Raw genomic sequence first — 25,847 nt, 5'->3', positions numbered from 1 at the left:
GGTGGGGTCCTCCGGTTCAGGAATGCAGTTTCACGTCCGGTGCTCGCTTGCAGGTTGTGCAGGTTGTGCAGGCGGTGCGGCTTGTGCGGATGCAGGTGTCTGCAGAACATGCAGCGCCGCGGCCGCCGTCGCGAACAGGGCGGCGGCGACACACACGCCTGTCCAGTGTCCATGAGCCCACGCCGGTCCGGCGAGCAACGCACCGACTGCGCTGCCGACGAAAAAGAGTCCAGTGAAAAGACCGTTCACTCGACCGCGCACATGCGGATTGAGCAGGTTGACCGCCCGGCGCCCCAGCGCCTGATCGCCGATCACACCGAGATCGAGCAGCAGTGCAGCGACGACTAGCAGCGTGAGCGAAGCGGCAGGAGACAAGTGGTCGCTGCCTCCAATTAGCGCGATGCCGGCCGCGAGCACGACGATCGTGTGGAAGGCGATCGTGCTTTGCCGGTCGAAACCTCGATCGCCGAGGCGTCCCGCAACCGGCGCGATGATCGTGCTGCCCGCGCCGGCCAGCGCGAACAGGCCGATGCCGGTGTGGCCGAGCCGAAGCGGCGCGCTTGCGAGCTTCAGTGCGGCGCTGGTCCAGAAGAGATTGAACGACACCATCAGCAAGCCTTGATAAAGCGCGCGGCGCCGCAGCACCGGCTCGTCGCGGATCAGACCTAGCAGCGAGACAATCAGCGCCGCATACGAGCTACGGTGCGCCGGACGCCGTTCCGGCACATGCGTCCAGAGCCACGCGGTCATCGCGGCGAGCGCGACGGCGTCGATCGCATAGTAGCTGCGCCAGCCGAGCGCGCCGGCGATCAGACTCGCCGCAGGCCGCGACAGCAGCACGCCGAGCATCAGCCCGCTCATCACGTCGCCGACCACCCGGCCGCGGTCCGCCTCCGGCGCCTGCATGGCGACTACCGGCACCAGCATCTGGATTGCGCTCGACGTCAAGCCGACGAAGAACGACGCGACCAGAAACGCTACCGGCTCGCGAGCGGCGGCGACCACAGCCAACGACACCACCTGTGCGCCGAGTGTCGCGATGATGAGCCGGCGGTTCGGCAACAGATCGACGAGCGGCACCAGAAGCAGCAGCCCGGCGGAGTAGCCGGCGAGCGTAAGCATGGTCACAAGGTTAGCCCACGGACCGAGTCCTATCGAGGTGGCGAGATCGTTGACCAATGCCTGCGACGCGTAGAGACCCAGTACCGCAATGCCGACGGCGATCGCATAAGGTCGCGTGGGAATGCGCGCCGACGCGGCGACATCGGATGGATTCGGTTCATTCGCTGACATGGACATGCGCTCCGGCAAAAACCATGTTCTGAATGCTACCTGCACATTCGTGATAGATAATCAGGCTGCCAACTGACTCTTCCTCCCGTAAAAATGGATAATGGATCGTTACGCGATCTCGAAACCTTCGTCGCGATCGCGGAAGAGGGCAACCTGACCGCCGCCGCACGAAGGCTCGACAAGTCGTTACAGGCGGTCAGCCGCTCGCTGCAGGTGCTGGAGCGCGAGGCGGGCACGCTGCTCGTTGCGCGTACCACCCGTCAGTGCCGGCTTACCACTGCAGGCGAGAAGTTTTACGCGCGCATCAAGCAGGTGCTGGGCGATCTGGCAATGGCGCGCGCGGAACTTGCCGACTACGCGACGACCGTGTCGGGGCGTCTGCACATCTGCGGTCCGACGCTGTTCGGTCCGCGCTATATCGCGCCGCTGCTAGCAGCGTTTCTCGCGCGTTATCCTGAACTCACGGCGTCGCTGGATCTTTCCGAGGAGTACGACGACCCCGCGACGACCGGTGCGGACGTCACAATCCGCATCGGTGAGACGCCTGACTCGAATCTGATTGCGCGGCGGCTGGGCACGATCCGTCGCGTGACGTTTGCGTCGCCTGCCTATCTGGAAGCGCGCGGGCGTCCGCTGCGGCCCGCAGATCTCAAGCAGCACGATTGCGTGGTGCGTTCGGCGCTACCCGACGCCTCGCTGTGGCGTTACCGCAGCAAACGCGGCGAGGACGAGTCGGTGCAAGTGCGCGGCCGCTTCGAAAGCAATAGCACGGCAGCGCTGAATGACGCGGTGGCGAGCGGTCTCGGCATCGGCCGGGCCGCGTACTGGCAGATCGGTGAACTGGTCCAGCAACGTCGGGTGGAACTTGTTCTGACCGACTACGAACTGTCGCCGCTGCCGTTGCAGGCACTGTGGCTGCCCACGCGGCATCTGCCCGCGCGCACGCGTCTGTTCGTCGAGTTCCTGGCGGCGCGGCTGCAAAGCGTCGCCTTATAGTAAGAGTAAGGCGGCGGTCGGGCATTCAGCGTTGCGCCTTTTGCCTTTTGCGGCCGTTAGGCTAGTCTCGTACGAGCGCCAGATGGATTTTGCACTTCGGGAATAAAAATGACACGCCGGCAGTCTGCTGTTGGTCGGTCACACTTTGCCGTTACAGCAGGGATTCCGAGAGATGGCCGATCCGATTACCGTGCAGCGCTTCGAGAAGCTCGTGTTAGTTCATATGAATTCGGCCTTCAACGTTGCGCGTTGGCTCACGCATAACGACCAGGATGCACAGGATGTGGTCCAGGAGGCGTACCTTCGCGCGTTCAGGTTCTTTGGCGGGTTCCGCGGGGACGACGCGCGCGCGTGGCTATTGAGCATCGTGCGCAACACGTTCTACACGTGGTATCTCCAGAACCGGAGTCACACGGCGGACACCACGATGTTCGAGGAAGAAATGCATAGCCTCGAAACCGGCGCCGCTGAGCGGGACGATGGCCCGGAAACTGTGCTGATCCGCAGTCAAAGCCGGAAACGGGTGCACAAGGCATTGCAGAGTCTCAGTCTGGAGTACCGCGAAGTGATCGTGCTGCGCGAACTGGAAGATTTGTCGTACAAGGAAATTGCGGCCATCGTGGGCATTCCGATGGGCACTGTGATGTCTCGCCTCGGGCGCGGGCGCCGGCAACTCGCATTACTGCTCGCACCGACGGATGAGGAGGCATGATGGATCACGAACAGGCGTTGCAATTACTGCCGGGCTATATCGACGAGGAACTGAGCCTGTCGGAGGCGCTTGATTTCGAACGCCACCTCGCAACCTGCGAGGAATGCCGACAAATTTACGAACAGGATCGTCAGGTCAATGCGCAACTCCGGCAGGCCGATTTGCGCATGGATGCACCGCCGGAGCTGGTGAAACGGATCAAAGCTGCGCTGCCGGGGCGGCCTACGCTCTGGCAACGGCTGCATGAGCGGTTCGGCGGGCCGTCCGCGGGCCGGTCGCTGGGTTGGTCGCCGGTTGGCGCGATGGCGTTGAGCGTTGTCGCGCTGGTGGCAGGCGCGAGTCTGTTCATTGCGGCGCCCTCCGGCGAAACGCGCCTGACGGAGGAACTCGTCGACAGTCATGTTCGCTCATTGCAGGTCAACCACCTTTCCGACGTGATCTCAACGGACCGGCATACGGTTAAGCCGTGGTTCGACGGGAAACTCGATTTTGCGCCGCCAGTAGTCGACCTCGCGCAGCAGGGATATCCGCTGATCGGTGGCCGGCTCGACTATCTGAACGGCCGCTCCGTTGCGGTGATGGTGTATCGCTACAAGTTGCACCCCGTCAATCTTTACGTGTGGCCCGGTAACGATGCAGGCGCTCCGCCGCCGCGCATCTACGAGGAGAAGGGTTATCACGTCGCCCACTGGAGCATCGGGGGAATGAATTACTGGGCGATCACCGACGCTGGTCAAGCGGAACTGAACGGCTTTGTAACGACTCTGCTTGCGCATCCCGCTTCGTAGCCGCAGCGCTGCAAATGTCATTGCAGCGGCGCGATCGGAACCCGGCCATTGCGTTGTTACGCCGGTCGTCGTGAACATTCCGGAACGCGCGGCGTCAACGTGTCTGCATTAATTCGGCATGCTAAGCAGTGTGGCGTACATTCGGCCTCTGCTATGCAATGACATGCTGAACCGTGGCATCGAAATGCAACGCAGCCACCACCATGGAATAAATCGGATTCCACTGCGGTCTACTCACTGAACGCAGCCGGCTGGTCCAGCCGCCTGCCTCATCAATATCCATTGTGAGGTGAATATGTCGTCAGATCATCCATCCGATCCGTCGCGCCGGGGCGTACTCAAATGTCTGGCATTCGGTGGCGTGGGCACCGTGTTCGTATTGACCGGCGGTGTTCTGTCGCCGGTGGATTTGGCCCTTGCGGCCACACCCAAAGACGCTTCAGCAGGTTCGGGAGGCGTCCCGCTTTTCCTGCAGATCAGCGACTCTCATATCGGCTTCAAGAAGGAAGCGAATCCCGACGTCGCGGGCACGCTCAAGCAAACGATCGACTTTGTCAACGCGATGCCCGTTAAACCGGCGCTGACGATTCATACCGGTGACATCACGCATCTTTCGAAGCCCGAGGAGTTCGACCTCGCAGCGCAACTGATGTCGGGCCTCAGTATCACCGAACTGCACACCGTGCCGGGCGAGCATGATGTTACCGATGGACCCGGCGCAGAGTACTTCAAACGTTTCGGTCAAGCGTCGGATAACAAGGGTTACTACAGCTTCGACCACAGTGGCGTGCATTTTGTTGGTCTCGTCAACGTCATGCACTTCAAGGCTAATGGTTTGGGGAATCTGGGCGATGAACAACTTGAGTGGCTGGAGAAAGATCTCAAGGGCCGCTCTTCCAGCACGCCGATCGTTGTGTTCGCGCACATGCCGATGTGGACGATCTACGAACCGTGGGGTTGGGGTACTGGCGATGCAGGACAGGCCATGAGTTATCTGAAGCGCTTCGGCTCGGTAACCGTGCTAAACGGCCATATCCATCAGATCGTATCGAAGGTGGAAGGCAACGTGACTTTCCATACCGCTCGCTCGACAGCCTACCCGCAGCCGACGGCTGGAAACGGGCCGGGCCCCGGGCCGCTTACGGTGTCCAGTGCGGAACTCCCGCGGATGCTGGGCGTAACGAGCGTCAAGATCATGAGGCATCCCGCGAGAGCCACGCTCGCCGATACGACGCTCGTCTGACTGAAGACCATGCCTATCAACGAGGACCTCATCATGCAAACGACTACTTTTCGCTACGCCTTTGTTATCGGTGTTGGAGTGGCGATGCTCATCGCAATGTGCGTTATGTCCGCCGTCGTGCTAGCTCAGCAGCCCAACGCTGTGGTCATCAAAGATTTTATGTTCTCGCCGATGTCGCTAACGGTCAAAGCCGGGGCGACCGTGACCTGGAAAAACCTTGATAGCGAACCGCACGTGGTCGTCAACGATGCGGGTCTCTTCCGCTCGGCCGCGCTTGATCAGAACGACACTTACCAGTTCAAGTTCGATAAGCCTGGAGTCTATAAGATCTTCTGCAGCATACATCCGAATATGAAGGAGACGATTACTGTGCAGTGAAGCAGTTCGGCTAGAAGGGCGGGCGCTGAAATACCACTGAGTTCATCCGCCAAAATGAAGTGACATGTGTACCTCGTCGTACATGTGTCCGTCGACCATCAAGGAGTTGTGCTCCCGCCCGAACTGCTCGAAGCCGAGCGACGTATAAAGGCGAATTGCCGCCGGGTTGTTTGCGTTCACGGTCAGGTTCACCTGGGTGATGTCAGGGATAGACCGCGCGAAGGTAAGCACCTCGGCGACGAGCTTTTTGCTCACGCCTAAGCCCCTCATGTCGGGCGCGACATACACGCCCCACACAAAAGCCTTGTGGTTGAGTTTTCGCCGGTTCTCGCGTCCAAGTCCAGCTATTCCTACTAGACGCGAGCCTTCAAAAGCACCGAATACTCCGCGGCCGTTGCGCGTCGCCAGCTGAGCTTCGATGACTTCAGCCGAGCGGTCTACTTCCTCTTCGTAGCTCGACGCGAAAGACGTGGGTGCTTCTCTGAGTCCGCAGAGACGGAGCGAGTGAAACGAAGGGGCGTCTTGTGTGCCAAGTAGGCGTACGAGCATTTTGGCGGATCCTTTTGTCGCTGCTTTTGTCGCAGATTGATTGATTGACGATGATGTCACGTGCAACAACCATCGCCACAACTAACGTCGCGATGACTCCGCGAGCGGCTTACTGCGACGAGTCTTTCGCGCACGTTCACTAGTACCCGGCTCTGCCGAATTCTGCGTGGCCGCCGTCACGATCCACTTCTTGAACGCAACGACCGCGTCATCGTTCGCGCGGTCCTTGTTCACGACCAATGTGTAATCGGGTCCGCGCCCTGCCGGCTCTGCGATGGGGCACACGAGGCGCCCTGTTGCGATCTCGCGCTCGATGAGCGGCAGCGACGCCAACGTTACCCCCAGGCCTTCAGCGGCTGCGCCCAGTTGGAGAAAAACATGGTCGAAGTCGAGATGGCGCGCACTCTGCAAGCCTGGTGCGCCAGCGTCCCGTAACCAGTCGGACCAGGCTGTGCGAGTGCTTGTAGAGTGAAGGAGCGTGTGATTTCGCAGATCGGCGACCGTCCTGATCGGATGGGTTTTCAGCACCGCTGGACTGCAGGCAGGCAGACGCAAATCGGGCATCAGCGTTGTTGACGTGAGGCCTGCTGCGTCCTCGGGCCCTGAGCGCACACCGACGTCGAAGGCGTCGCCGACATAGCGCAACTTGCGTGAGGTCGTCGAGAGACGAACTTCAATGTCCGGGTAGTGCGCCTGGAAATCTGCCAGCCGCGGTATAAGCCAGCACAAAGCGAAGCTCGCCAGCGTATTCACGCGTACAACACCCGCTATGCGACGCGTAGTGGATTTGTGGCGCAAGCGGGTGACCGAACTGCTCAGACGTGCAAACGCACCTTCGACATCGTTAAGGAGAGCCGCGCCCTGGTCGGTAGGAACGACGCCGCGAGATCGGCGCTCAAAGAGCGGAACGCCGAACCAGTCTTCCAGCAACCGGATCTGTTTGCCGACTGCCCAATGCGTGACGTGCAGGTCGTTCGCTGCGGCGGCGAAACTCCCAAGGCGCGCGACCGCCTCGAAGTGCCGTAACGCATTCAATGGCGGCAACATCTCCGCTTCTCTCTCTCGTTTCTCTGTGCGTTTCTCAGTGCCCATGTGGTGACTTTTTCTCCCGTCTACCCCAATTTTACGTCAGTTGTGGCACGTTCTGCGCGAACCTAGACTAGGGTCTTCTGTAACCAAACGCGCCAGCTGTCGCGATGGCCCGCGCTTGCGCCATTTCATTGGACTATGGGACTTTTCTCTTTCTCCTCCCCGACGACAGACCTGACTGACGGACCCGGTCAGTCGAGTTCCGTTTCACGCGCGCGCGTATTGTGGCTGTCATGCACGGCGCACGCGCTGCACGACGGTTACACCGACATGATCTACGCGTTGCTGCCGGTTTGGCAGACGGAGTTCGGACTCAGTTACGGCGCCCTGGCAATTTTGCGCGGCGTCTACGCGGGTACGATGGCGACGCTGCAATTGCCCGCTGGACGCCTCGCGCGCAAGTTCGGCACACGCGCGACGCTTGCGGTCGGCACGCTTCTCGCCGCGCTGGGCTATGCCGCTGCGGGCATATCTGGAACTCTGCTCGGCTTATGTGTCGCACTCGCCATCTCCGGCGGCGGCTCGAGCACGCAGCATCCGCTGGCTTCGGGAGCAGTCTCGCGTGTATATGGACGCAACGCCCGAGGGCCGCTCAGCATCTACAATTTTTCGGGCGACCTCGGAAAATCCGCGCTTCCAGCGGCTATCTCGCTTCTCATTACCGTCATGCCGTGGCGCCATGCGCTTTGGGCCGTGTCGATCGTCGGCGTTTTAGTCGCGGCAGTGATTGCACTTTTTCTCCCATCGATACCGCGTGGCGATTCGTCCATGCAGAAAGCATCGAGGCAGCACAGCAACGACTCGCGATCCGGCTTCTCGCTGCTCTTCACGATCGGCGTGCTCGACACAGCCGTGCGGATGGGCTTATTGACCTTCCTGCCCTTTCTCCTGAAAACGAAGGGCATTTCGCAATCGATGACGGGTACAGCACTCGCGCTCGTCTTCATCGGTGGCGCCGCGGGCAAGTTCCTTTGTGGCTGGCTCGGCGCTCGCGTGGGCGTGATCGGCACCGTCTTCGCTACCGAAGGCGGTACGGCCGCGTTGATCCTTGCAGTGATTTACCTTCCCTTGACGCCTGCTATGGTCTTGTTGCCGCTACTTGGCGCGATGCTCAACGGGACGTCGTCTGTTCTTTACGGCACGGTGCCCGAGTTGACTTCGGTCGATCGTACCGAGCGGGCGTTTGCGCTTTTCTATACCGGCACCATCGCGTCGGGAGCGCTCTCTCCGGTCGTGTATGGATTTCTCGGCGATCAAATCGGTGTGCACGGCGCCACTATTGCGACTGCCGCCACGGCCTTGGCGGTCTTGCCATTGGCGCTTGCACTTCGGCCGCATCTGCGCACCACGTGAGTTCGTTCGCGACGCACGCTGGCTCCTACTCAATCGCTCGCATCGGTTCTATTTCGGCCCAAACCAATATCTCGCCATCATATGGAGGTTCGCTCGATGAATACTGTTCCGCAGGCTCCGCTAATTCTGATAACGGGCGGAGGCCGTGGCGTAGGCGCGGCGACTGCGCGGCTAGCTGCCGTACAGGGTTACGACGTAGCGATCAGTTTCGTTTCCGATGAATCGGCCGCCCGTGCCGTGGCGGCCGATGTCGAAGCTGTCGGTCGCCGGGCTTTAGCAGTGCGTGCAGATAGCGCCGATCCTGAGCAGGTCGCCCAGCTATTTGCCGCGATTGACCAGAAGTTCGGCCGGATCGATGTGCTGGTGAACAACGCCGCGATAATTGCGCAGCAGTCCGCACTGGAAAATCTCGAATTCGCGCGGATGCAGCGCATCTTCGCCGTCAACGCGATAGGCCCGATCCTTTGTGCGCAACAGGCGGTGAAGCGCATGTCGCATCGTTACAAAGGGCGCGGCGGTGTCGTGATCAACGTTTCGTCGGCGTCGGCCAGGCTTGGCAGTCCGAACGAATATGTCGACTACGCTGCATCGAAGGGTGCCGTCGAGACATTCACTACCGGATTCGCCAAGGAAGTCGCGCGGGACGGGATACGCGTCAACTGTATTCGCCCCGGGCACATCTACACTGACATGCATGCTAGCGGCGGCGAGCCTGGACGAGTCGATCGCGTCAAAGACTCGATTCCGATGGGAAGAGGCGGCCAGCCCGAGGAAGTTGCGCGGGCAATCCTATGGCTCGCAAGCGGAGAGGCATCTTTCATCACGGGCACCTTCCTCGATGTCACTGGCGGCAAGTGACATCGGGGTGTCGCCCGCGATACCCGTGCTCGCGCGCCTGCGACAAGCTGCATAAGCTGCCACAAGCGGGCCATACGGCAGCCATGACAGCCTGCGCTGGCGAGCCCTTGTTTGTCACTGCGCGCGAAGTGCCGGGTGCTTCATCAAAGTTGCGGCTGCGGACGACGACGAAGCAGGATTCTGACCGGTAATCAGCAGGCCGTCGGTGACGACGTACGGCGCCCAGTCGTCGGACTTCGAATAAATGCCGCCCCGCGCCTTCAGTTCGTCTTCCACAAGGAACGGCACGATCTCGGTCAGCCCCACCGCGGCTTCCTCGGAATTCGTGAAGCCCGTGACCTGCTTGCCCTCGACCAGCGGCTTGCCGTCCGGCGTGGTGACATGGCGCAGCACACCCGGAGCGTGGCAGACAAGCGCAACGGGCCTGCCGGCCGCGATGAACGACTGGATCAATTCAATGGAATGCCGGTCTTCCGCGAGATCCCACAATGGCCCGTGACCGCCGGGATAGAAGACCGTGTCGAACTGCGCCTGCGAAACACTGTCGAGGCGAACCGTGGCCGCAAGCTGCGCCTTTGCGGCTTCATCGGCCTCGAAGCGACGGGTCGCATCGGTCTGATTGGCCGGCTCGTTGCTCTTTGGATCGAGCGGCGGCTGGCCGCCTTTCGGCGACGCAAGCACGATCTCCGCGCCCGCGTCCTTGAACGCGTAGTAGGGCGCTGCCAGTTCTTCGAGCCAGAATCCCGTCTTGCGGCCTGTGTTGCCCAATTGATCGTGCGAGGTCAGAACCATCAGTACTTTCATGTTGTTGCTCCTTCAAGTGGGACGGTTAGTCTGCTGTCTAGTAGACCAGTCGTCTAGTAAAAAGCGGTGAGAAAAGGTACTTCATAAGGTGGCGCGTATCTGTTTTCTAGCCGGAAACGGGGTGAAGCATCAACCGGGTGCTCGCCATGGCAGTCTCGAACGGCTGCAGATTGCGCACGATCTTGACCATCACGCTCGCGCCCAGCCACAGCTGATAGAGACTTTGCGCTACGCTCGACGGGTCTTCGCTGACCGAGAGAGAGCCTTCCTCCACGCCGCCCTGAATAGCGCGCGCCAACCTTTCGACGATGCCCGACGTGCCGCGTTTGAGCGTGGCGCGCATGGCCTCGGACATATCCGCGACCTCCGCGCCGAGCTTCACGGCGAGACACTTGCCCTGACAGTCGGAGAATGACTGAGTCTCCTGCCAGATCTGCCAGTAATTCATCAGGCGCTGCGCCATCGTCAAACCGGGCTCGCCCAGCGTATTGTCCAGGTCAGCCAGGTATTCGTCGAAATAGCTTTCGAGCAGTGCCACGCCAAACGCGTCTTTCGAACCGAAGTAGTGATAAAACGAGCCCTTCGGCACGCCAGCGGCGGACAGGATCTCGTTCAGCCCCACGGCTGAAAAACCTTTCGCGCCGATGATTCGCTGCCCGACGGCGATGATGTTGTCGCGGGTGTCAGCCGACTCGGTGATGTTTGCGGTAGCCATGTGCGGACTATATAGTATAGTAGACCAGTCGTCTACAATTTTTTGCATCGATGGGAACTGCGTACAGGCCGCGTCCCGACCGGGAAGGATGTCCTCTCGCCCATAGCGCGAAACGCCATAAAACGTTCGTTGCGCCGGCTCTATGGGCCACCTACTATTCAGTCTCAATGTCTTGGACGAAGCCGGACAGCGATCGCGGCGCGGCCCAGTCGCGAACTCGCCCAACTGCGGAGCAAATAATGGCTCGACTGCTATCGGTGAATGTTGGACTTCCGCGAGACATCGAATGGAAAGGCCGTACTGTTTACACCGGCATCTGGAAGAGTCCCGTGCAAGGTCGTTGCTGGGCGGCACGGTTGAATCTGGCGGGCGACGGTCAAGGTGACCTGGCCGGGCACGGTGGTGAACAGCGCGCCGTCTTCGTCTATCAGACCGATTCGTACCGTCACTGGCAGCAGGAGTTGAACAGGTCCGACTTCGTGCACGGACAGTTTGGCGAGAACTTCACGGTCGAAGGACTGCCCGACGCGCTCGTGTGCGTTGGCGACAGATATCGAATCGGCAACGCGCTGTTCGAGGTGACGCAACCGCGCGTAACCTGCTATCGCGTTGGCATCCGAATGAACGAGCCGCGAATGCCGGCGTTGCTCACATCGAGTGGAAGACCTGGGTTCTATTTGCGCGTCGTGCAAGAGGGCGAAGTGGGCGCGGGCGATGAGATAGTGAAAGTCGGCGAGGCAGAAGAGCAAATGACCGTCGCGCAGATCAATGCGCTGCTCTATTCGCCGGATCACCCGCTGGACCTGCTCGAACGCGCGTTGCGAATCAAAGCGCTGTCGCCGGGATGGCGTTCCTCGTTCGAGGCGTTACTTCAAAGCCGCACGACCGGCGCGGAGAGTGGGAACGCCGGGCTAGCGCCCGCGGCGGCGCGCCACGCGGTTCAGCCTGGATTCCGGCCGCTCACGGTGGCCGCGATCGACGAGGAATCCGCAGACGTTGTGTCGTTCACGCTGAAAAGTGCGGACGGTCAACTGCAACCGGCCTTGCCTGGCCAGTATCTCGTGTTGCGTCTTCAACCGACCGCGGACGGCCCGCCGCTATTTCGCAGCTACTCGCTCTCGGGCCCGCTGTCCGCAGGAAGCTACCGGATAAGCGTGAAAATCGAGCCCAACGGCTTGGCTGGAGCCTGGTTGCGCAGCCATGTGCACGCAGGCGACACACTCGATGTCAGTTCGCCCCGTGGTAGCTTCGTCCTGCAGCCTGGAGACGGCCCGATAGTACTGCTCAGCGCAGGAATCGGCGCAACGCCTGTTCTGGCTATGCTGCACGCGCTGTCGTCGCAACAGTCGACGCGGCAGGTCTTGTGGCTGCATACCGCGCGTGATCGACAGCATCATCCATTTGCCGTGGAAGCGCGGCGCCTTATGCTCGCGCTCGCGCATGGACGCAGCTACGTTTCGTATAGCGCGGCAGGACCGAATGACCGGCTCGGCGAAGATTTCGACGCGACCGGGCGACTGTCGCAACAAATCCTCAGCGAGGTTGGCGTTTTTCGCGACGCAGATGTCTATTTGTGCGGACCGGCGCCTTTCATGGCCGACATGAAGAAAGCGCTGGCCGCGTTGGAGATTGCACCGGAGCGGATTCATGCAGAGACTTTCAACGGCGGAGAGTCGTTGAATCCTGGTATCGTCGATTCGCAGAAACGAACGCCGCATCGCCCCATAAACGAGGCCAGCACCGGTCCGCTGGTCTCGTTCGCGCGCAGTGGCATTGCTGCGCGCTGGAACGGCTCGACTTATCAAAGCATTCTGGAGTTAGCCGAGGCATGCGATGTGCCCGTTAGATGGTCGTGCCGCACTGGCGTCTGTCACAACTGCGAGAGCGGACTGGTCTCCGGTTCCATCAGCTACGATCCCGATCCGCTCGACCCACCGGCACGCGGGAACGTGTTGATTTGCTGCTGCAAACCGCAGGACGACGTGGTGATCGACATTTGAATGACCCAGTGCGGTTGATGTGTTTGCAGTCACTAACACTGCTGCTAACTGCCGAAATACGGGTTGCAGAATCCGGGCGGCCCGACGCATTCATCGCTGGATTTGCTCTTGTCCATTGGCGCTTCGCGCTTATGACCCGCGTCGCTCGCACTCGAAGGCGCGGGGCCTTTTCCGCTATGCAGCATCTTCATCTGTTCGACTTGATGCTGATAAATTGGGCTCACGTCGGGATACGACGCATCGGTCACGAAGTTCAAGCCATTGTCTTGCGCGTCAACAAGTTCTCGGCGCACCTCGGCGCGGGTTTTCTCCTGCGCCGATGCATGGCCGATTGAAAAGAATGAAGCGGCGGTGAATGCGAAGGCAAGACAAAGATGTTTGATATTCACTTGGTACTCTATGCGGAATAAGTTGAAACGGAAAGCGTGCGGATAGCTTTCGGCGAGCACGTACGCCCGCTCAGCTTTCCCAGCTTTGCTCGGGTGTCGATCATGCTGCGGTATCGACGCGAGCCTTCGGCCATGGGAGCAGGTTGTCGATGGAGAGCGGACCCGCGCCCCGAAACACCAGCGCGGCGAGGCACGCAAGATAGAGCAGGTCGGCCTCGTACCCGGGCGGGCCGAATTGTGGACCAGAAGACGTGACCGCCATCAGCTTGATCGATGTAAAACCGAATGGCAGGTGTACGGTGAAGATTGCGACGAGCAGCACTGCCACCATCGGTATGGTGACGAGAGGCACGAATGCACCGACCAGAATCGCAAAGCCGCCTAACAGTTCGATTGCAATCGTGGCCCATGCCATGAAGTGCGGAGCCGGCACATTGAGCGCGTGAAGAATCGCCGCGAAGTTTTCTGGATGTTTGGCAATCTTCGCGTAGCCATGCGCAATGAAGCCGTAGCCCACGATTAAACGCAGCGGTAGCTGGGACCAGCGCGCGAGGCGCGCGGCAAGCCACGTAGGGCTGATAACCCCGGATATCAAACGGATGATGGACATGCTCAAAGCCCTTTTCTCGGAACGGTAAGAAGTAGTCGTGCCGGCTTCCCGTGAAGCGAGGCAAGTTGCGACTGCTATCCGGTAAGTCGCGAGAAACGGCGGTGTGGTTACAGTGTTCCGGCAATTCGTGGGTTATCAATGACGCCGGTTCGCTAGTGGCTGCCAGCGCATCTGGGCGTACAAATATTTTTCGAGGATGCTGTAACTATCGGGCGCCTTCCGCCGACTTAACACTTATGAGGTGTGGCGGGCGCAGCATCGCCCGCATGAAATTTTTAATTGAGCAAGGGACGATGGATAAGTGTCTGTGATCGCGCCCGATGAAACGACCCATCGCGCGGCTGCGAATGGAGTGGAAGAACGATTGAAAGCTTTGCTACACCGGGCGATCGACGGCGATGCGACGGCGTATGCGTCGTTTCTGCGAATACTTTCTGGTTATCTGCGCGGCATGCTGAGACGACGCTTACGCGCCTACGAGGACGACGTCGAAGACGTGCTTCAGGAAGTGTTATTCGCACTTCACAACGGGCTGCACACCTATCGGAATCAGGTGCCGTTGACCGCATGGGCGTCCGCCATTGTTCGCCATAAGGTAGCGGATTTTTTGCGGGCTCGTGCCCATCGCGAGGCGCTACACGATCCGATTGTCGACGATGCAGAACTGTTCGCAGTGTCCGAAACCGAATCGCTCGATGCGCGGCGCGACATCGGCAGCCTGCTCGAACGGTTGCCCGAGCGTCAGCGCGCGCCAATTCAGCACGTCCGGCTACATGGCATGTCAGTAGCAGAAACCGCGAAGTTGACGGGGCTTTCGGAAGCCGCAGTCAAGGTCGGCATTCATCGTGGCATCAAGGCGCTGTCGCGCCTGATTCGAGGATAGGCAACATGAACACAGATCAGGTCATTTCACTTCTCGCGGGGGGCCTCGTACCGCAAAGCCGGCGTGCCGTGCTCAACCGTTTCTGCATTGCGTTGACTATCGGCGTGCTGGCGGCGTTCGCAGCGGTCGTCGTCAGCCGCGGAGTGCAGCCTGACCTTGCCGCGCTTTTCACCAGGCCCTTGTTCTGGAGCAAGCTCGCGTTTCCTCTGTTGACCGCAGCCGCCGCCATTCTTGTCGCCGCGCGGCTGTCGATTCCCGGTTTGTCGCCGGGACGCGCGTGGTTTTTACTCGCATTGCCATATGCGGCGGTGTGGGCGGCAGCGATTGCCGTGCTGGCGGCGGCTCCTGCTGCGGACCGCGAGGCGCTCTTATTCGGTCATACGTGGAGACAGTGTCCTCTTCTGATCGCGTTGTTGTCGGTGCCTTGCTACCTTGCATTGTCGTGGGCGATGCGGGGGCTCGCGCCTACGCGGCTGCGGTTGACCGGTGCAGCCACTGGTCTGCTGTCCGGAGCGCTTGCCACGCTCGCTTATGTGCTCCGCTGTCCCGAGATGAGTGTGCCGTTCTGGGCGGCCTGGTATTCGATCGGGATGGCGATTCCGGCCCTCGCCGGTTATCTCCTCGCGCGCGTGTCGCTTCGCTGGAGTTGAGCGTGTAGGGCCGCCCCGCCGGATTGTCCAGGGCAACAATCCACACACAGATCTGGTAACTGGTAAAAACAACTTTGAAAAGTTACCAAAGACGTCTACGATAGAGGCCACAACTCGCAGCGTAGTCGGCTCGATCCTGCGTCTCTACTGGAGGTCTTCATGTCTAACGGCAACAACATTCCATCGGTATCGATCAAGCGTATCGAGGCGGATGGCATCGATATGTTCTATCGGGAAGCAGGCGAGAAAGACGCACCGGTGGTCCTGCTTCTCCACGGTTTTCCTTCGTCGTCCCACATGTATCGCGATCTGATCCCACGACTCGCCGACCGCTATAGGGTCATCGCGCCAGACTTACCTGGCTTCGGCTTTACGAACGTTCCTGCCTCGCGTCATTACAAATACACGTTCGATGCTCTGGCGGAGACAGTGGCGGCCTTTGTCGACAAGCTCGAACTTACGAGCTACGCGATTTACGTGTTCGACTATGGCGCGCCGACAGGTTTTCGTCTCGCAGTAAAGTACCCGGATCGCGTGCGTGCACTCATTTCGCAAAACGGCAACGCGTACGAAGAGGGTTTGGGCGACGCATGGGCGCCGATCAGAAAGTATTGGGCCGAACCTTCGGCGGCCAACCGGCAAGTGGTGCACGACGCAGTGTTGAACTACGAAGGAACCAGGTTTCAGTATGTGCACGGCGTATCGAATCCGGACTCGATCGCACCTGAGTCCTACACACTCGATGCAGCGCTGCTGGAGCGTCCAGGCCAGAAAGATATCCAGCTGGATCTTTTCCTGGACTACGCGTCGAATGTGAAGATGTACCCGAATTTCCAGAAGTTCTTCCGCGACGCGAAACCGCCTACGCTGGTTATCTGGGGCAAGCACGATCCGTTCTTTATTCCGCCTGGCGCTCAGGCGTTTCGCCGCGATATCCCGCAAGCAACGGTGACGATGCTCGATACCGGACACTTCGCACTTGAAACGCACGCGCAAGAGATTGCTTCGGCGATCAGGGAGTTGCTTGGTTAACTTGCTTGATTCGCGGTGCGTCGTGATCGCTTCGACTGAGCGCAGTCGAAGCGAACGAGCGGCAGCCTTTTGCTGTGAAGGCCAGGACGGACGGAATGTACTTGCTCGCTGAGCGCTTTAGTCAAGCTCCGCATTGTCTCTCTGACGCTGGCGAAATTGCGCGACCTTGTGACGGTTCCCGCAAAGGGCCATGCTGCACCACCTTCTACGATGCGCTTTGGTCCTGTCGTAGAACCATAGTACGCAATCGTCTGCCTCGCACTTGCGCACCAGATCGAAGTCGCCCGTCGCGATCAGCTCCGCAGCAGCTCGGGCTACGGGTGCCAAAAGCTGTTCGGGTGTGTCCATATCAAAGTGATCTTTGACTTCCAACTCGCCGTTGCTTGCCCGCGCCAGTTGCACGGTGTATCTGCCGTGCATTAGAAACGAGTTGAGCGCACCTATATCAATGTTCTTGCCAAGTTTGCGCTGCGTAAGCAGTTTCCGGATCATTTCTCTCAACGCCCGCGCTCTCTCTGCCAGGACGTCACGCGGAAAGGCGCGCGGGCCCCGCTCACCGAGATAGCCCATTCTCTGCAGCCAGGCTATCACGTCTTTATTGGTCGACAGGTACTCCACCGGCCCGTCATCACCTTGCGCGAGGGTGTTGAGAAAATCCAGCGCAGGGTTGTCGGCGAGTATCAGGAATTCTTGTGCGGGCATCAGGCGTTCTCCGGTAACCTGATCCAAATTGTAACCGTTGAAATTGCGTATAACGAGTTATGACGGGTTTGTGCAAAACCACAATTGCCAGAAAAAGCACTTACTCTCTGTGCAATCAGTTGCGAGCGGAGATCAATTCTGACGGCCGCGCGTCTGGAGCAGCTTCGGCATCGTCGGCGGGTCGTGTCTCTGGCATGAACACCGCGAAAAAGACGAGCGCAAACACGCTGATTGCAGCCAGAGTGAGGAACCCCGAGGCGAAGCCGAACTTCTCGACGACATAGCCGCCCGTCACATTGCTGAGTGCCGCCCCTATTCCGACCGCAAGCGCCATCAGACCCTGAGCAAGATTGAACCGACCCGTTCCGCGCATCACGTCGGACGCGATAACCACGCCGATCACACCGAAGATACCCGCAGCAATCCCGTCGAGTAACTGGATCAGAACCACCGCATACGGGCTGCTGGTCATAGAAAAGAGCACACCCCGCACCGGCAGCACAGCCAATGCAACGAGGAATATGCTCTTGCGTCCAATTCCCCTGCGTAGCGCGCGACCCACACCCGCCGCGACCGCGACCATGACGAGTTGCGCCGCGATTACGCACGCGCTCAGTGCAATGACGTCCATTCCCGGATGCACTTTAGCGATGACCTGGCCCGCAAGCGGCAGCATGGCCGCGTTGCCGAAGTGAAAGAGCATCACGGAGACAATGAACACCTTCAGGTCACGCTTCTTCCATAGCGCCGAGAAGCTGAGCGGGTTGTGGCGCGTGGTCTCATTTGAAGTGCTGTCGGCACCGCGTGCAAGCTCATGGTCAATTTCTTTCGGGTTGATCAGCAGGACCACGAGGGCACTCGCTATTGCAAACGCGCATACGAGGTAGAACAGCCATTTAACGCCGACATACTGTCCAAGCCCGCCCGCCAGAATTGCAGCCGTGAAGTTCCCTGCGTGGTTGAACCCTTCGTTTCGGCTGATCCGTGCGGGCATGAGACGGTGACCAACCACGCCAAGGCTCAGCGCGGCAAGGCAGGGAGGAATGATTGCGGACGCTGCGCCAAGCGTGATCTGCGCGGCGAGCACGGTGGGCAGCTTCGGAAAAAACGCGATCAGAATACATCCGGCTGCCACCAGCAAACCCGATATCGCGATCAGCAGCCGCTTCACGCGAACTGCGTCGACAATCAGGCCGGCGGGGATCTGGCAGATTGCCGCTGCAATACCGCTCGCGGCCATGACGAGGCCGATGTTCCCCGAGCTCCAATGCTGGGTACCCTTCAGATACACCGACAGGAAGGGCCCCAGACCGTCGCGAACATCGGCCATCAGGAAATTGAGCGCATCGAGACCGCGCAGGCTTCGGGACGATGGACGCACGGTTACTTCGCACTCCACTGATTGCTGTGCACGATCCGCGTTCACCATTTCCTCCCGTTACGGTGCGGTTCGAATTCGCTTGCCGCCATGAGTTCGCGATCAGTCCGCGTTCATCGAAGCGTCATCGTCATCGTCATCGACGAGTTCCGCGATGTGCTCGACTTCGACGGTCTTTCCGTACCGGTTCTTCACTGCGTGACCCCACACCTGTATGTGCGCGCCAGGGGCGAGGTAACTGGACAGTTCGTCTGCGGCGTGCGGAGCCATCCGCAGGGAAGTGCCGTCGCTCAGCAATGCACCGCGCAGTTCTCCTTTCGGCCCATAAAGCGAGAGCTTTACTTCGCCACTTAACTCGATGGGGCACGTGTTCGCATGTGGCTTCTCGTGCTTTTTGCCATGACCGTGCGGGCCTTCGTCGACAATTTCAACGCCTGTTGCCGACGTCAATTGAACAGCAGCGACGATATCGGCGGCCCGCGGCTTGACTCCGCGCACACGAACCTTGTCGCCCACGCTGATGTGTTTGACGATCTGACCGGACAGATGCGGCGGGAAATGCACCTGTCTGCCGTTGCCGAGAATGAGGCCGTCCAGTTCTCCATGTGAATTCAGCAGAAACTGGCTGACGGTACCGCGGGTTTCCTGCAGGCAAGTTGGGTCGATCCAATGCATGGTGTAGCTCCAGTAAAGATTAATTAGTTGCGCGTGTCGCTGTACAACTGCGTGACGTTGCCGGGCGCGCCGAATGCAGTAGCCTGCAATGCTTCGCCGTATTGATTGCGCGTTCCGTAGCCGCTCGCGGCAACCACCACATCCGGTCGCATCAGATTCGCAAACTGTTGCGCCACGGGCGGCGGCATTCTGATGATGGTGCCGTTGGCGAGCATCACGCCGTCGGGCTCTCCGCGGGGCGCCGTCATGACCCGCGCAACAGGACCCTTGACGCTGAGTTTCACGAGACCCGCGCCGCGTAGTGCGGGCGGCATTGGCGTTGCGCCGATCGGCGGCGGCTGATCGACGATCTGCTGCGACGTCCGTTCATTCGTGATCTGCTGCGCTGAGACGTCGCCCGCGCCATTGGACACGCCGGCAATCCGAACCGGATCGCCTTGATGAACGACGCTCACCAGTTGCGAGCCCATATGCGGCGGGAAGCGGACCAGCGAGCCGTCATGCAGAACGAAGCCATCGACATCGCCCTCAGGATTAATCACAAAGCGGCTTACCGTACCGCTCGCGACTCGTACCTGTTGCTCATCTGTCGGAAGCACGGGTGCACGTGCCGGTGGAGGAGGGGCGTCGGGTCCTGCGATTGCCGGCGCAGGCATGCCCGCGACCGGTGGTGATGGAGGCGCGCCCGGGCCTTCGGCGGGCCGCGTTTGAGCAGCGCAAGCAATGGTGACGGCACCGAGCGAGAGTGCTACGGCCCGCGCGAGCTTCGCGATGGAGTGCGTGTGACTTGCGGGCGTGGCATGCACGCAAGGTTGGATGGATTGGTTGACAGCCATGATGTTCTCCGATGAACGACACGGAGACTTTTGCAAAGGCTATGCCATGCAGCGCATCCCTTTAGAAAGGGGTTTCGCGCCCGATGCAGCAGGATATCTGTCCATGATCCAGACACCTGGTGTCGGCTTGCTTGACACCTCACTCGATCTTGAGCGCGGCCAGCTTTGCATAGAGCGTCTGGCGGCTGATTCCGAGGCGCCGGGCTGCGTCCGCGCGGTTATTGCTCGCAAGCGTCAACGCGTGGGAGATCAACGCGCGCTCGAGTGTTTCCACTGCGTCGGGAAGCGTCATCTCGAGCAAGCCTGTACCCACTAGTGGCTCGCCAAGGTCCGGCTTGCCATTGAGAAAGCCGAGATCCTCCGCCGTGATCATCGCTCCCGGAGCGAGTGCGCCGGCGCGTTCCACTGCATTTCTCAATTCGCGCACATTGCCTGGCCATGCGTAACCCACGAGCAGATGCTGCGCCGGCAGCGACAAACGCAGTTCGCGTGATCTCGCTTTCGCGACCTCAGCAAGGAAGTGTTCGGCTAGCGGAAGGATGTCCGCCAGCCGCTCGCGCAACGGAGGTAATGCGATTGGAATGATGTTCAGCCGGTAAAGCAGGTCTTCCCTGAATTCCCCCGCCTCGACCATGGTCTGCAAGTTTCTGTGCGTAGCGGCAACCAGCCTGATGTCGACGGGAATCACGCGATTGGAACCGAGCGGGGTGATCTGCCGCTCCTGGATTACCCGCAACAGTTTGGCCTGCATCGGCAATGGCATATCGCCGATTTCATCGAGCAACAAGGTTCCGCCGTCAGCCGCTGCGAAGCAGCCGGGCCGGTCCGCGGTTGCACCCGTGAACGCACCTTTGACGTGACCAAACAATTCGCTTTCGAGGAGTTCCGCGGGTATCGCCGCGCAATTCACTGCGACGAACGGCTTGCCGCTGCGCCTCGACGCGTCATGAAGCACGCGCGCGGCGACCTCCTTTCCTGTTCCTGTTTCGCCGGTAAACAGGACGGTTGCTTCGGACGATGCCGCGCGTCCGATCTGTTTCTGCACCTCGCGCAACGTCTCGCTCACTCCGAGTAGCCGGGGCTTCGCGCCCGCCGACTCTGCGCTGAACGGATGCGATGTGTTCGCGGCGGCCTCACTCGTGCCCGTGGAGGCGATGATGCGCGCGAGTAGCGACTGGATTGCCTGTCTACCGACCGGCTTGGTCAAGTGGTCGAACGCTCCGAGCGTCATTGCCCCAATCGTGTTATCGCTCGATGCGAAACCCGTGAGCATCACCACCGGCAACGCCTGTCCCTTTGCCGTTTTTCGAAGAGCGTCCAGCACTGCAAGCCCGTCCATGCCAGGCAGGCGGAAATCCAGGAACATGCAGGTGAATGGCGCGCCCGTGCTCTCGAGCGTTTCCAGCGCCTGTTCGCCGGAGCGTGCCTCGTCCACGCTATGACCGAGGTCAACCAGCGTTTCGACGAGGCCTTCGCGAAAGCCGTCGTCGTCGTCGACTACGAGTATGTGTGCCATGGAACCTCAATGACGAAACACGCGCCGCTCTCCGTATCGGCTACGTACGCGCGGCCGCCATGCGCCGTAGCCACCTCTCTCGCCACTGCGAGCCCGAGTCCCGACCCGTCGGGCCGACCCGTGACGAACGGTTCGAAAATGCGTTCGCGGTCGGCTAACGCCACTCCCGGGCCATTATCGACGACAGCAATTCGCATCAGGCTCGTGTGACTGGTTTCGACGCGATTCGCGTTGACGGTGACGTTGCCTTGCGGCGGCGCGTGCCGGATTGCATTCAGGATCAGATTATCGACTGCTCTTGCCATCTGTAAGGGATCGAACTTCGCCGGCGCGGCGTCAGCACCCGGCTCCGACGGCGCAGGGAGGTCAGCATTGACGCTGAGCGTCACGCCCTTGATCCTTGCCTGCTCCTGATGTGTCGCGGCGGTCGACGTCACCCACTGTGCGGCGTCGACTGTCTGCACCGCGAGGGTGACTGGCTGCGTCAAAGCCAGCAGACTCGTTACCTGAGTTTCTATGCGCTCCACCTGGCCGAGAGCCGACGTCAGCGATTGACGCGGTGTGTCTCCTCCATGGGCCAGAGCGTTTTCCAGCTTCAGCCTGACGGCCCCAAGCGGATTACGAATTTCATGCGCGACCTGTGCGGCCAGTTTGCCGAGAGAGGCAAACCGCTCGGCTTGCGATAACTTCTCGTGCAAGGCGGAGGCCTGGGCTTGCGATTCCCTCAGGCGCGCAGCGAAGACGTTGACAGCATTGACGATTTTGTCGAGGTCGGGCTCGCCTGGAGACGGAAGCTCGGAACACGACGCTGCCGTCCCGGACGATAAAGACTGCTCGAGCTGCGACAGGTTTTTCCGCCAACGGCGCAAGCCCAAACCCAGAATAAGAGCGAGAAGCAGAATGGCCGTTAGAACGACGACCAGCGATAGCATCAGCATGTGCCCATATTGCCCGAGAGGAGCTTGTGCCCTGGTCAGGGTCCATGCATAGAGCGCGGGGCTACCGGACACGGGACACGCAGAGGCGACGGTTGCGCCTTCTCCTGCGGGAACGGAATCAGAAACGGTCGCCCCTGCCGAAGCGGCCCGGTGCAGCGCGCGAAGTATCAGCGGTGTTTCTGCCTGTGGGATATCGCGCTTAACGCCGGTGCCTTCATATGTTGGGAATGAATAGGCAAGAAAGCTGTTCGCCGTTCGGGACGTGTCTTCAGAGGCATGAGATGGCCCCGCGGCATCGTTCTTCCAGAAGCCTCCTTCGATTTTCGGCGCCTGAATGAGGACGGTATCGAGTACCGCATGCATCAGGTCGGCATCGTAAGGATTGTTGGCGGCGAGGCGAGACAACGAGTAACGAGACGCCACATGCTCGCAAGCCGCGATGGATTGTTGACTCGCAGCGGAAATCTGCCGGCTCTGGTCCGTCTGGAACAGCAGCCAGATTACGCCGGCGAGCAGTGTGCAGACCACGGCGATCAACGCCCAGAGAAGCACAAGCTGGTTGGCGAAAGAGATTCGTTTCATCGTGCGGTGCTCCGCTGCAGGAGGTTGAATCCAGCCCGCGATTCTAGACCGCGCGTTCTTTCCAGCGTTCAACACGCCGCTGAACCACTGCTGTGCCAAACCTCCGCCGGCAAGATATGCTTGCGGCTGGATCCGGGACTTCATTTTTTACCGCCTTTGCCGTAAACCCGGTCATCGGCTAGCCACGACACTCCGGCAGTCCTCTGTTCCACGACAGAAACCCGCTTTACCGGGAGGCAATGTTACCGCGCGGGAGGAACATTTTTGAACCGAGTGTACTAACCAGAACGTTACAGTGTCCGTTTCTATTACCACCGGAAAACTAGCTGTTCTCGCAGGCCGGCATCCATTGATCGTCGGTGCGCTAGGGAGTCTGATGGCATTAGGCGTGATGGCTATCAGCCTCGCCACGCTCCTCGCCTCCCGTGACGCCGCGATTCAGCATGCCCATGAGACGTCCCGGAATGTCACCGCGGTTCTAGCCACCAACATCGCTCGAACAATTGAAACGTCTGACAATTCGCTGCGCACGCTGATCGCCGCGCTCGACAAGCCTGCTATCCAGACCATGGATCGGAGCTTGCGCCACGAATTGCTGTTCGACCGGACCGCTGCCGAGTATGTCACCGGCACGGGAATTACCGATGATCGTGGTCGTGTAATCGACGGCTGCTGTTCCAGGTCCCACACCTGGGACTTCAGCGACCGCGACTATTTCATCGCGCATCGCAAGTCCGCGGATGCCGGGCTTTATGTCTCGTCGGTGTATGCGGCGCGGTCGCGGAGGGGAGCCCAATCCATTGCGATGAGCAGAAGGATTAATCGTCCCGACGGGTCGTTCGGCGGAGTGGCGATTGTCGCGATCGACGTCGAATATTTCAGGCAGCTTCTTGCGAAACTGGACGTGGGGTCGCACGGTGTCGCCGCGATCGTTCGTACGGACGGCACGCTCGTGGCGAGGAATCCCCCTCTCACGCAGGCCGGGCTGGTCAACGTAGGCAAGTCACCGGCCTTTCCGCGCATGGTGAACCATGACTCCGGGTTCTATAGTGCCCCGTCGATTTCCGACGGAGTACTACGTCTCTACACGTTTCAGCGTGTGCCCGGCACGCCGCTCATTGCCGTTGTCGCGCCAGCGGAAAGCGACGTTCTGGCCTCGTGGAAACGATTGTCGTGGATAGTCGGAGTTTCCGCTTCGTCTGTTAGCGTTGCCTTTTGCACCGTGGTCTGGCTCCTCGCTTTTGCTCTGCGCGACCACGCGAATACGCAAGTGCTGCTTACGGAGCTAACGCAAACCGATCCGCTGACAGGGCTCAAAAACCGGCGTGCGCTCGACAATGCGCTCGAAAACGAATGGGAACGACTGCAGCGCAGCGATGGTTCGTTGTCGCTGTTGTTTGTCGATGCGGATCACTTCAAACAATACAACGACAGTCACGGTCACGCCCAAGGCGATATTGCGCTGAAACATCTGGCGGAGTGTATCGATCGGCACGTGCGTCGTCGTGGCGATCTCGCCGCGCGATACGGCGGAGAGGAGTTCGTTGTCGTGCTGCCCAATACCGACGAAGCGGGAGCGTTTCAGATCGGTGAAGCTATACGTCGAGAAGTCGAACACCGGGAGCCGTCAGCGTCGTCCGAGGCGATTCCACCGTTCACGGTCAGCATTGGGTGCGCGACCGGTCGGCGGTCGCATCCGTCGTCACTGGAAGAATTGACGAGTTCCGCCGATCTGGCGCTGTACGCGGCCAAAAGACGGGGAAGGAATGTGGTCGTCTGCGCCGGCGATATCGTTGAACCGGCTCAGCCGCAGGTCTGATTGCCATCCCGACACGCTAGATGCGCCGACCGACGCCTGGGTTCTCGCCTGGCGCGCCCCGCGCAGTGGACAGAAGAGCCGATGAATTGCCGCGCGTGGCTTCCATGCCGAGCGCCTCGGCCTTTCTGACAAGATCGGGCAAGTTGCGCGACGCCATCTTCTTCATGACCTGTCCGCGATGGATCTTCACGGTGATCTCGCTGAGATTCAACTCATACGCGATCTGCTTGTTCAACATGCCTGTGACGACCCGTTTCATTACTTCCCGCTCACGGACTGTCAATGACTCGAACGAGGAGATCACGCCGGCCAGTGCTCTATCGGAAGCTCGACGCAAGGTATCGCGTTTCAGCGCATCCGCGATTGCGTCGACCATGTCCTGCTCGCGAAAAGGCTTCTGAAAGAAGTCGAGCGCACCCGCCTTCATTGCTTTCACGCTCATTTCGATGTCGCCGAACGCGGTCATGAATACGATCGGCATGCGAAGGCCGTATCGCGCGAGTTCCGCCTGAAACGTGAGACCGCTTGCGCCGCGAAGCCGCACATCGAGGATAAGGCAGCTCGGCGCGTCGTGCTTCGGGAAGGCGAGAAAGTCCGCAGGCGAATCGAACGTCTCGACCCGCAGCCTGACAGAGCGAGCGAGGCTCTGCAGCGTGAAGCGAATGGACTCGTCATCGTCGACGACATACACCACCGGCGTCTCGTTTTCCGCCTTCGTACTGTTCAATGTGGACTGCGATCTGGGCACCATGTCTGCTCCTGCGGGAGTAGGCGACGCACGATCAATGGGCCGTTGAAAAACGGACTTGGCGAAGCTCCGTTCCGACGCGCCGGATGTAGGGGCGGCGCCGCTCGGGCCTCGGGCAGTTGCGTCCGGCGAACGAAGACCGATTCGATGGAAAGTGAGCGAGGGGAAAGACCATCGAAGCGGCCGCGTGGCCGAGCCGGCCTGATGTTTGCGGGCCGGTTTTGCGATTGAAGCGCTGACGTCATTAGGGTTTGCGTCAGCGATGCGGCTAACTCTAGCAGACTTCCATGGGAAAAATCTGTCGAGTTGCA

Annotated in this window: 26 protein-coding genes; 12 read left to right on the top strand and 14 right to left on the bottom strand. The window is 60.2% G+C overall.

Going from position 1 to position 25,847, the window contains the following annotated elements; translation table 11 throughout:
- Nucleotides 1-30 precede the first annotated feature (30 nt).
- The gene (locus J2W46_RS05135) at nt 31-1,293 is read right to left on the bottom strand and encodes an MFS transporter (protein ID WP_310351845.1); all 1,263 of its coding nucleotides are present in this window, start codon (nt 1,291-1,293) and stop codon (nt 31-33) included.
- A gap of 93 nt (nt 1,294-1,386) precedes the next feature.
- Here J2W46_RS05135 and J2W46_RS05130 point away from each other — a divergent pair, with 93 nt between their 5' ends.
- From J2W46_RS05130 to J2W46_RS05110, 5 genes are all read left to right on the top strand, one after another.
- Nucleotides 1,387-2,289 carry a LysR family transcriptional regulator gene (locus J2W46_RS05130; protein WP_020066834.1) on the top strand — a complete coding sequence of 301 codons (903 nt, stop codon included), beginning with the start codon at nt 1,387-1,389 and terminating at the stop codon, nt 2,287-2,289.
- A 172-nt stretch (nt 2,290-2,461) separates the two neighbouring features.
- Nucleotides 2,462-3,001: a sigma-70 family RNA polymerase sigma factor gene (locus J2W46_RS05125; RefSeq protein WP_310351841.1), complete on the top strand. Its 540-nt coding sequence runs from the start codon at nt 2,462-2,464 to the stop codon at nt 2,999-3,001.
- Nucleotides 2,998-3,789, top strand: coding sequence for an anti-sigma factor family protein (locus J2W46_RS05120; protein WP_310351837.1), 792 nt, complete (start codon nt 2,998-3,000; stop codon nt 3,787-3,789). The genes J2W46_RS05125 and J2W46_RS05120 overlap by 4 nt, the downstream gene beginning before the upstream one ends.
- Before the next feature lie 295 nt (nt 3,790-4,084).
- Nucleotides 4,085-5,032: a metallophosphoesterase family protein gene (locus tag J2W46_RS05115; protein ID WP_020066831.1), complete on the top strand. Its 948-nt coding sequence runs from the start codon at nt 4,085-4,087 to the stop codon at nt 5,030-5,032.
- A gap of 84 nt (nt 5,033-5,116) precedes the next feature.
- Nucleotides 5,117-5,410: a cupredoxin domain-containing protein gene (locus J2W46_RS05110; RefSeq protein ID WP_227471206.1), complete on the top strand. Its 294-nt coding sequence runs from the start codon at nt 5,117-5,119 to the stop codon at nt 5,408-5,410.
- Between the two features lie 42 nt (nt 5,411-5,452).
- Here the strand turns inward: J2W46_RS05110 and J2W46_RS05105 are convergent, their stop codons facing one another.
- Both J2W46_RS05105 and J2W46_RS05100 read right to left on the bottom strand, forming a co-directional pair.
- The gene (locus J2W46_RS05105; RefSeq protein WP_310351835.1) at nt 5,453-6,019 is read right to left on the bottom strand and encodes a GNAT family N-acetyltransferase; all 567 of its coding nucleotides are present in this window, start codon (nt 6,017-6,019) and stop codon (nt 5,453-5,455) included.
- 21 nt (nt 6,020-6,040) lie between these two features.
- Entirely contained in the window at nt 6,041-7,051 is a 1,011-nt protein-coding gene (locus J2W46_RS05100; protein WP_310351833.1) for a LysR substrate-binding domain-containing protein, read from the bottom strand.
- Nucleotides 7,052-7,186: 135 nt separating this feature from the next.
- On the opposite strand from J2W46_RS05100, the gene J2W46_RS05095 reads away from it, so the two are divergent.
- Entirely contained in the window at nt 7,187-8,401 is a 1,215-nt protein-coding gene (locus J2W46_RS05095; protein ID WP_310351830.1) for an MFS transporter, read from the top strand.
- 96 nt (nt 8,402-8,497) lie between these two features.
- A complete protein-coding gene (locus J2W46_RS05090; RefSeq protein ID WP_310351827.1) occupies nt 8,498-9,259 on the top strand; it encodes an SDR family oxidoreductase in 762 nt (253 codons plus the stop codon).
- A gap of 114 nt (nt 9,260-9,373) precedes the next feature.
- Here J2W46_RS05090 and J2W46_RS05085 read toward each other — a convergent pair whose 3' ends face one another.
- Both J2W46_RS05085 and J2W46_RS05080 read right to left on the bottom strand, forming a co-directional pair.
- Nucleotides 9,374-10,063, bottom strand: a complete 690-nt coding sequence (locus tag J2W46_RS05085; RefSeq protein ID WP_310351826.1) for a type 1 glutamine amidotransferase domain-containing protein — start codon at nt 10,061-10,063, stop codon at nt 9,374-9,376.
- A gap of 106 nt (nt 10,064-10,169) precedes the next feature.
- Nucleotides 10,170-10,778, bottom strand: coding sequence for a TetR/AcrR family transcriptional regulator (locus J2W46_RS05080; protein WP_131316269.1), 609 nt, complete (start codon nt 10,776-10,778; stop codon nt 10,170-10,172).
- Between the two features lie 239 nt (nt 10,779-11,017).
- Here J2W46_RS05080 and J2W46_RS05075 point away from each other — a divergent pair, with 239 nt between their 5' ends.
- Nucleotides 11,018-12,778, top strand: coding sequence for an MOSC and FAD-binding oxidoreductase domain-containing protein (locus tag J2W46_RS05075; RefSeq protein ID WP_310351823.1), 1,761 nt, complete (start codon nt 11,018-11,020; stop codon nt 12,776-12,778).
- Nucleotides 12,779-12,822: 44 nt separating this feature from the next.
- Here J2W46_RS05075 and J2W46_RS05070 read toward each other — a convergent pair whose 3' ends face one another.
- Together J2W46_RS05070 and J2W46_RS05065 are read right to left on the bottom strand one after the other, a co-directional pair.
- Nucleotides 12,823-13,227: a DUF4148 domain-containing protein gene (locus J2W46_RS05070; RefSeq protein ID WP_310351820.1), complete on the bottom strand. Its 405-nt coding sequence runs from the start codon at nt 13,225-13,227 to the stop codon at nt 12,823-12,825.
- A 40-nt stretch (nt 13,228-13,267) separates the two neighbouring features.
- Nucleotides 13,268-13,777, bottom strand: coding sequence for a DoxX family protein (locus J2W46_RS05065; RefSeq protein ID WP_310351817.1), 510 nt, complete (start codon nt 13,775-13,777; stop codon nt 13,268-13,270).
- A gap of 307 nt (nt 13,778-14,084) precedes the next feature.
- Between J2W46_RS05065 and J2W46_RS05060 the strand changes: the two genes are divergently transcribed.
- The 3 genes from J2W46_RS05060 to J2W46_RS05050 all read left to right on the top strand — a co-directional run bounded on the left by J2W46_RS05060 (nt 14,085) and on the right by J2W46_RS05050 (nt 16,342).
- Nucleotides 14,085-14,660, top strand: coding sequence for a sigma-70 family RNA polymerase sigma factor (locus J2W46_RS05060; RefSeq protein WP_027778730.1), 576 nt, complete (start codon nt 14,085-14,087; stop codon nt 14,658-14,660).
- Between the two features lie 5 nt (nt 14,661-14,665).
- Nucleotides 14,666-15,310 (top strand): DUF1109 domain-containing protein, encoded by a 645-nt coding sequence (locus tag J2W46_RS05055; RefSeq protein WP_310351815.1) that lies wholly within the window; start codon nt 14,666-14,668, stop codon nt 15,308-15,310.
- A 159-nt stretch (nt 15,311-15,469) separates the two neighbouring features.
- A complete protein-coding gene (locus J2W46_RS05050; protein WP_310351812.1) occupies nt 15,470-16,342 on the top strand; it encodes an alpha/beta fold hydrolase in 873 nt (290 codons plus the stop codon).
- A 117-nt stretch (nt 16,343-16,459) separates the two neighbouring features.
- Here J2W46_RS05050 and J2W46_RS05045 read toward each other — a convergent pair whose 3' ends face one another.
- The 6 genes from J2W46_RS05045 to J2W46_RS05020 form a co-directional block, all read right to left on the bottom strand.
- Nucleotides 16,460-17,044 (bottom strand): CGNR zinc finger domain-containing protein, encoded by a 585-nt coding sequence (locus tag J2W46_RS05045; protein ID WP_310351810.1) that lies wholly within the window; start codon nt 17,042-17,044, stop codon nt 16,460-16,462.
- A 115-nt stretch (nt 17,045-17,159) separates the two neighbouring features.
- Nucleotides 17,160-18,425, bottom strand: a complete 1,266-nt coding sequence (locus tag J2W46_RS05040) for an MFS transporter (RefSeq protein WP_241077850.1) — start codon at nt 18,423-18,425, stop codon at nt 17,160-17,162.
- A gap of 99 nt (nt 18,426-18,524) precedes the next feature.
- Entirely contained in the window at nt 18,525-19,097 is a 573-nt protein-coding gene (locus tag J2W46_RS05035; RefSeq protein ID WP_310351804.1) for a hypothetical protein, read from the bottom strand.
- A gap of 23 nt (nt 19,098-19,120) precedes the next feature.
- On the bottom strand, nt 19,121-19,933 hold the full coding sequence (locus tag J2W46_RS05030) for a hypothetical protein (protein WP_310351801.1): 813 nt from the start codon (nt 19,931-19,933) through the stop codon (nt 19,121-19,123).
- 139 nt (nt 19,934-20,072) lie between these two features.
- The gene (locus tag J2W46_RS05025) at nt 20,073-21,449 is read right to left on the bottom strand and encodes a sigma-54-dependent transcriptional regulator (RefSeq protein ID WP_310351799.1); all 1,377 of its coding nucleotides are present in this window, start codon (nt 21,447-21,449) and stop codon (nt 20,073-20,075) included.
- Nucleotides 21,431-22,969: a sensor histidine kinase gene (locus tag J2W46_RS05020; protein ID WP_310351797.1), complete on the bottom strand. Its 1,539-nt coding sequence runs from the start codon at nt 22,967-22,969 to the stop codon at nt 21,431-21,433. The genes J2W46_RS05025 and J2W46_RS05020 overlap by 19 nt, the downstream gene beginning before the upstream one ends.
- Before the next feature lie 376 nt (nt 22,970-23,345).
- On the opposite strand from J2W46_RS05020, the gene J2W46_RS05015 reads away from it, so the two are divergent.
- Entirely contained in the window at nt 23,346-24,788 is a 1,443-nt protein-coding gene (locus tag J2W46_RS05015) for a sensor domain-containing diguanylate cyclase (RefSeq protein WP_310351795.1), read from the top strand.
- A gap of 16 nt (nt 24,789-24,804) precedes the next feature.
- Here J2W46_RS05015 and J2W46_RS05010 read toward each other — a convergent pair whose 3' ends face one another.
- The gene (locus J2W46_RS05010; RefSeq protein WP_131316247.1) at nt 24,805-25,539 is read right to left on the bottom strand and encodes a response regulator transcription factor; all 735 of its coding nucleotides are present in this window, start codon (nt 25,537-25,539) and stop codon (nt 24,805-24,807) included.
- Nucleotides 25,540-25,847 lie beyond the last annotated feature (308 nt).

Source organism: Paraburkholderia strydomiana, assembly GCF_031456815.1.
In the GTDB taxonomy this organism is placed as follows: Bacteria; Pseudomonadota; Gammaproteobacteria; order Burkholderiales; family Burkholderiaceae; genus Paraburkholderia; species Paraburkholderia caledonica.
The sequence above is the reverse complement of the archived record's forward strand: the minus strand, read 5'-3'. Positions and strand labels throughout refer to the sequence as shown.

Coding starts and splice junctions, on each gene's coding strand:
- J2W46_RS05135 (WP_310351845.1), bottom strand. CDS start 1,293: ATGTCAGCGAATGAACCGAATCCATCCGATGTCGCCGCGTCGGCGCGC.
- J2W46_RS05130 (WP_020066834.1), top strand. CDS start 1,387: ATGGATAATGGATCGTTACGCGATCTCGAAACCTTCGTCGCGATCGCG.
- J2W46_RS05125 (WP_310351841.1), top strand. CDS start 2,462: ATGGCCGATCCGATTACCGTGCAGCGCTTCGAGAAGCTCGTGTTAGTT.
- J2W46_RS05120 (WP_310351837.1), top strand. CDS start 2,998: ATGATGGATCACGAACAGGCGTTGCAATTACTGCCGGGCTATATCGAC.
- J2W46_RS05115 (WP_020066831.1), top strand. CDS start 4,085: ATGTCGTCAGATCATCCATCCGATCCGTCGCGCCGGGGCGTACTCAAA.
- J2W46_RS05110 (WP_227471206.1), top strand. CDS start 5,117: ATGCTCATCGCAATGTGCGTTATGTCCGCCGTCGTGCTAGCTCAGCAG.
- J2W46_RS05100 (WP_310351833.1), bottom strand. CDS start 7,051: ATGGGCACTGAGAAACGCACAGAGAAACGAGAGAGAGAAGCGGAGATG.
- J2W46_RS05095 (WP_310351830.1), top strand. CDS start 7,187: ATGGGACTTTTCTCTTTCTCCTCCCCGACGACAGACCTGACTGACGGA.
- J2W46_RS05090 (WP_310351827.1), top strand. CDS start 8,498: ATGAATACTGTTCCGCAGGCTCCGCTAATTCTGATAACGGGCGGAGGC.
- J2W46_RS05085 (WP_310351826.1), bottom strand. CDS start 10,063: ATGAAAGTACTGATGGTTCTGACCTCGCACGATCAATTGGGCAACACA.
- J2W46_RS05080 (WP_131316269.1), bottom strand. CDS start 10,778: ATGGCTACCGCAAACATCACCGAGTCGGCTGACACCCGCGACAACATC.
- J2W46_RS05075 (WP_310351823.1), top strand. CDS start 11,018: ATGGCTCGACTGCTATCGGTGAATGTTGGACTTCCGCGAGACATCGAA.
- J2W46_RS05065 (WP_310351817.1), bottom strand. CDS start 13,777: ATGTCCATCATCCGTTTGATATCCGGGGTTATCAGCCCTACGTGGCTT.
- J2W46_RS05055 (WP_310351815.1), top strand. CDS start 14,666: ATGAACACAGATCAGGTCATTTCACTTCTCGCGGGGGGCCTCGTACCG.
- J2W46_RS05050 (WP_310351812.1), top strand. CDS start 15,470: ATGTCTAACGGCAACAACATTCCATCGGTATCGATCAAGCGTATCGAG.
- J2W46_RS05045 (WP_310351810.1), bottom strand. CDS start 17,044: ATGCCCGCACAAGAATTCCTGATACTCGCCGACAACCCTGCGCTGGAT.
- J2W46_RS05035 (WP_310351804.1), bottom strand. CDS start 19,097: ATGCATTGGATCGACCCAACTTGCCTGCAGGAAACCCGCGGTACCGTC.
- J2W46_RS05030 (WP_310351801.1), bottom strand. CDS start 19,933: ATGGCTGTCAACCAATCCATCCAACCTTGCGTGCATGCCACGCCCGCA.
- J2W46_RS05025 (WP_310351799.1), bottom strand. CDS start 21,449: ATGGCACACATACTCGTAGTCGACGACGACGACGGCTTTCGCGAAGGC.
- J2W46_RS05020 (WP_310351797.1), bottom strand. CDS start 22,969: ATGAAACGAATCTCTTTCGCCAACCAGCTTGTGCTTCTCTGGGCGTTG.
- J2W46_RS05015 (WP_310351795.1), top strand. CDS start 23,346: ATGGCATTAGGCGTGATGGCTATCAGCCTCGCCACGCTCCTCGCCTCC.
- J2W46_RS05010 (WP_131316247.1), bottom strand. CDS start 25,539: ATGGTGCCCAGATCGCAGTCCACATTGAACAGTACGAAGGCGGAAAAC.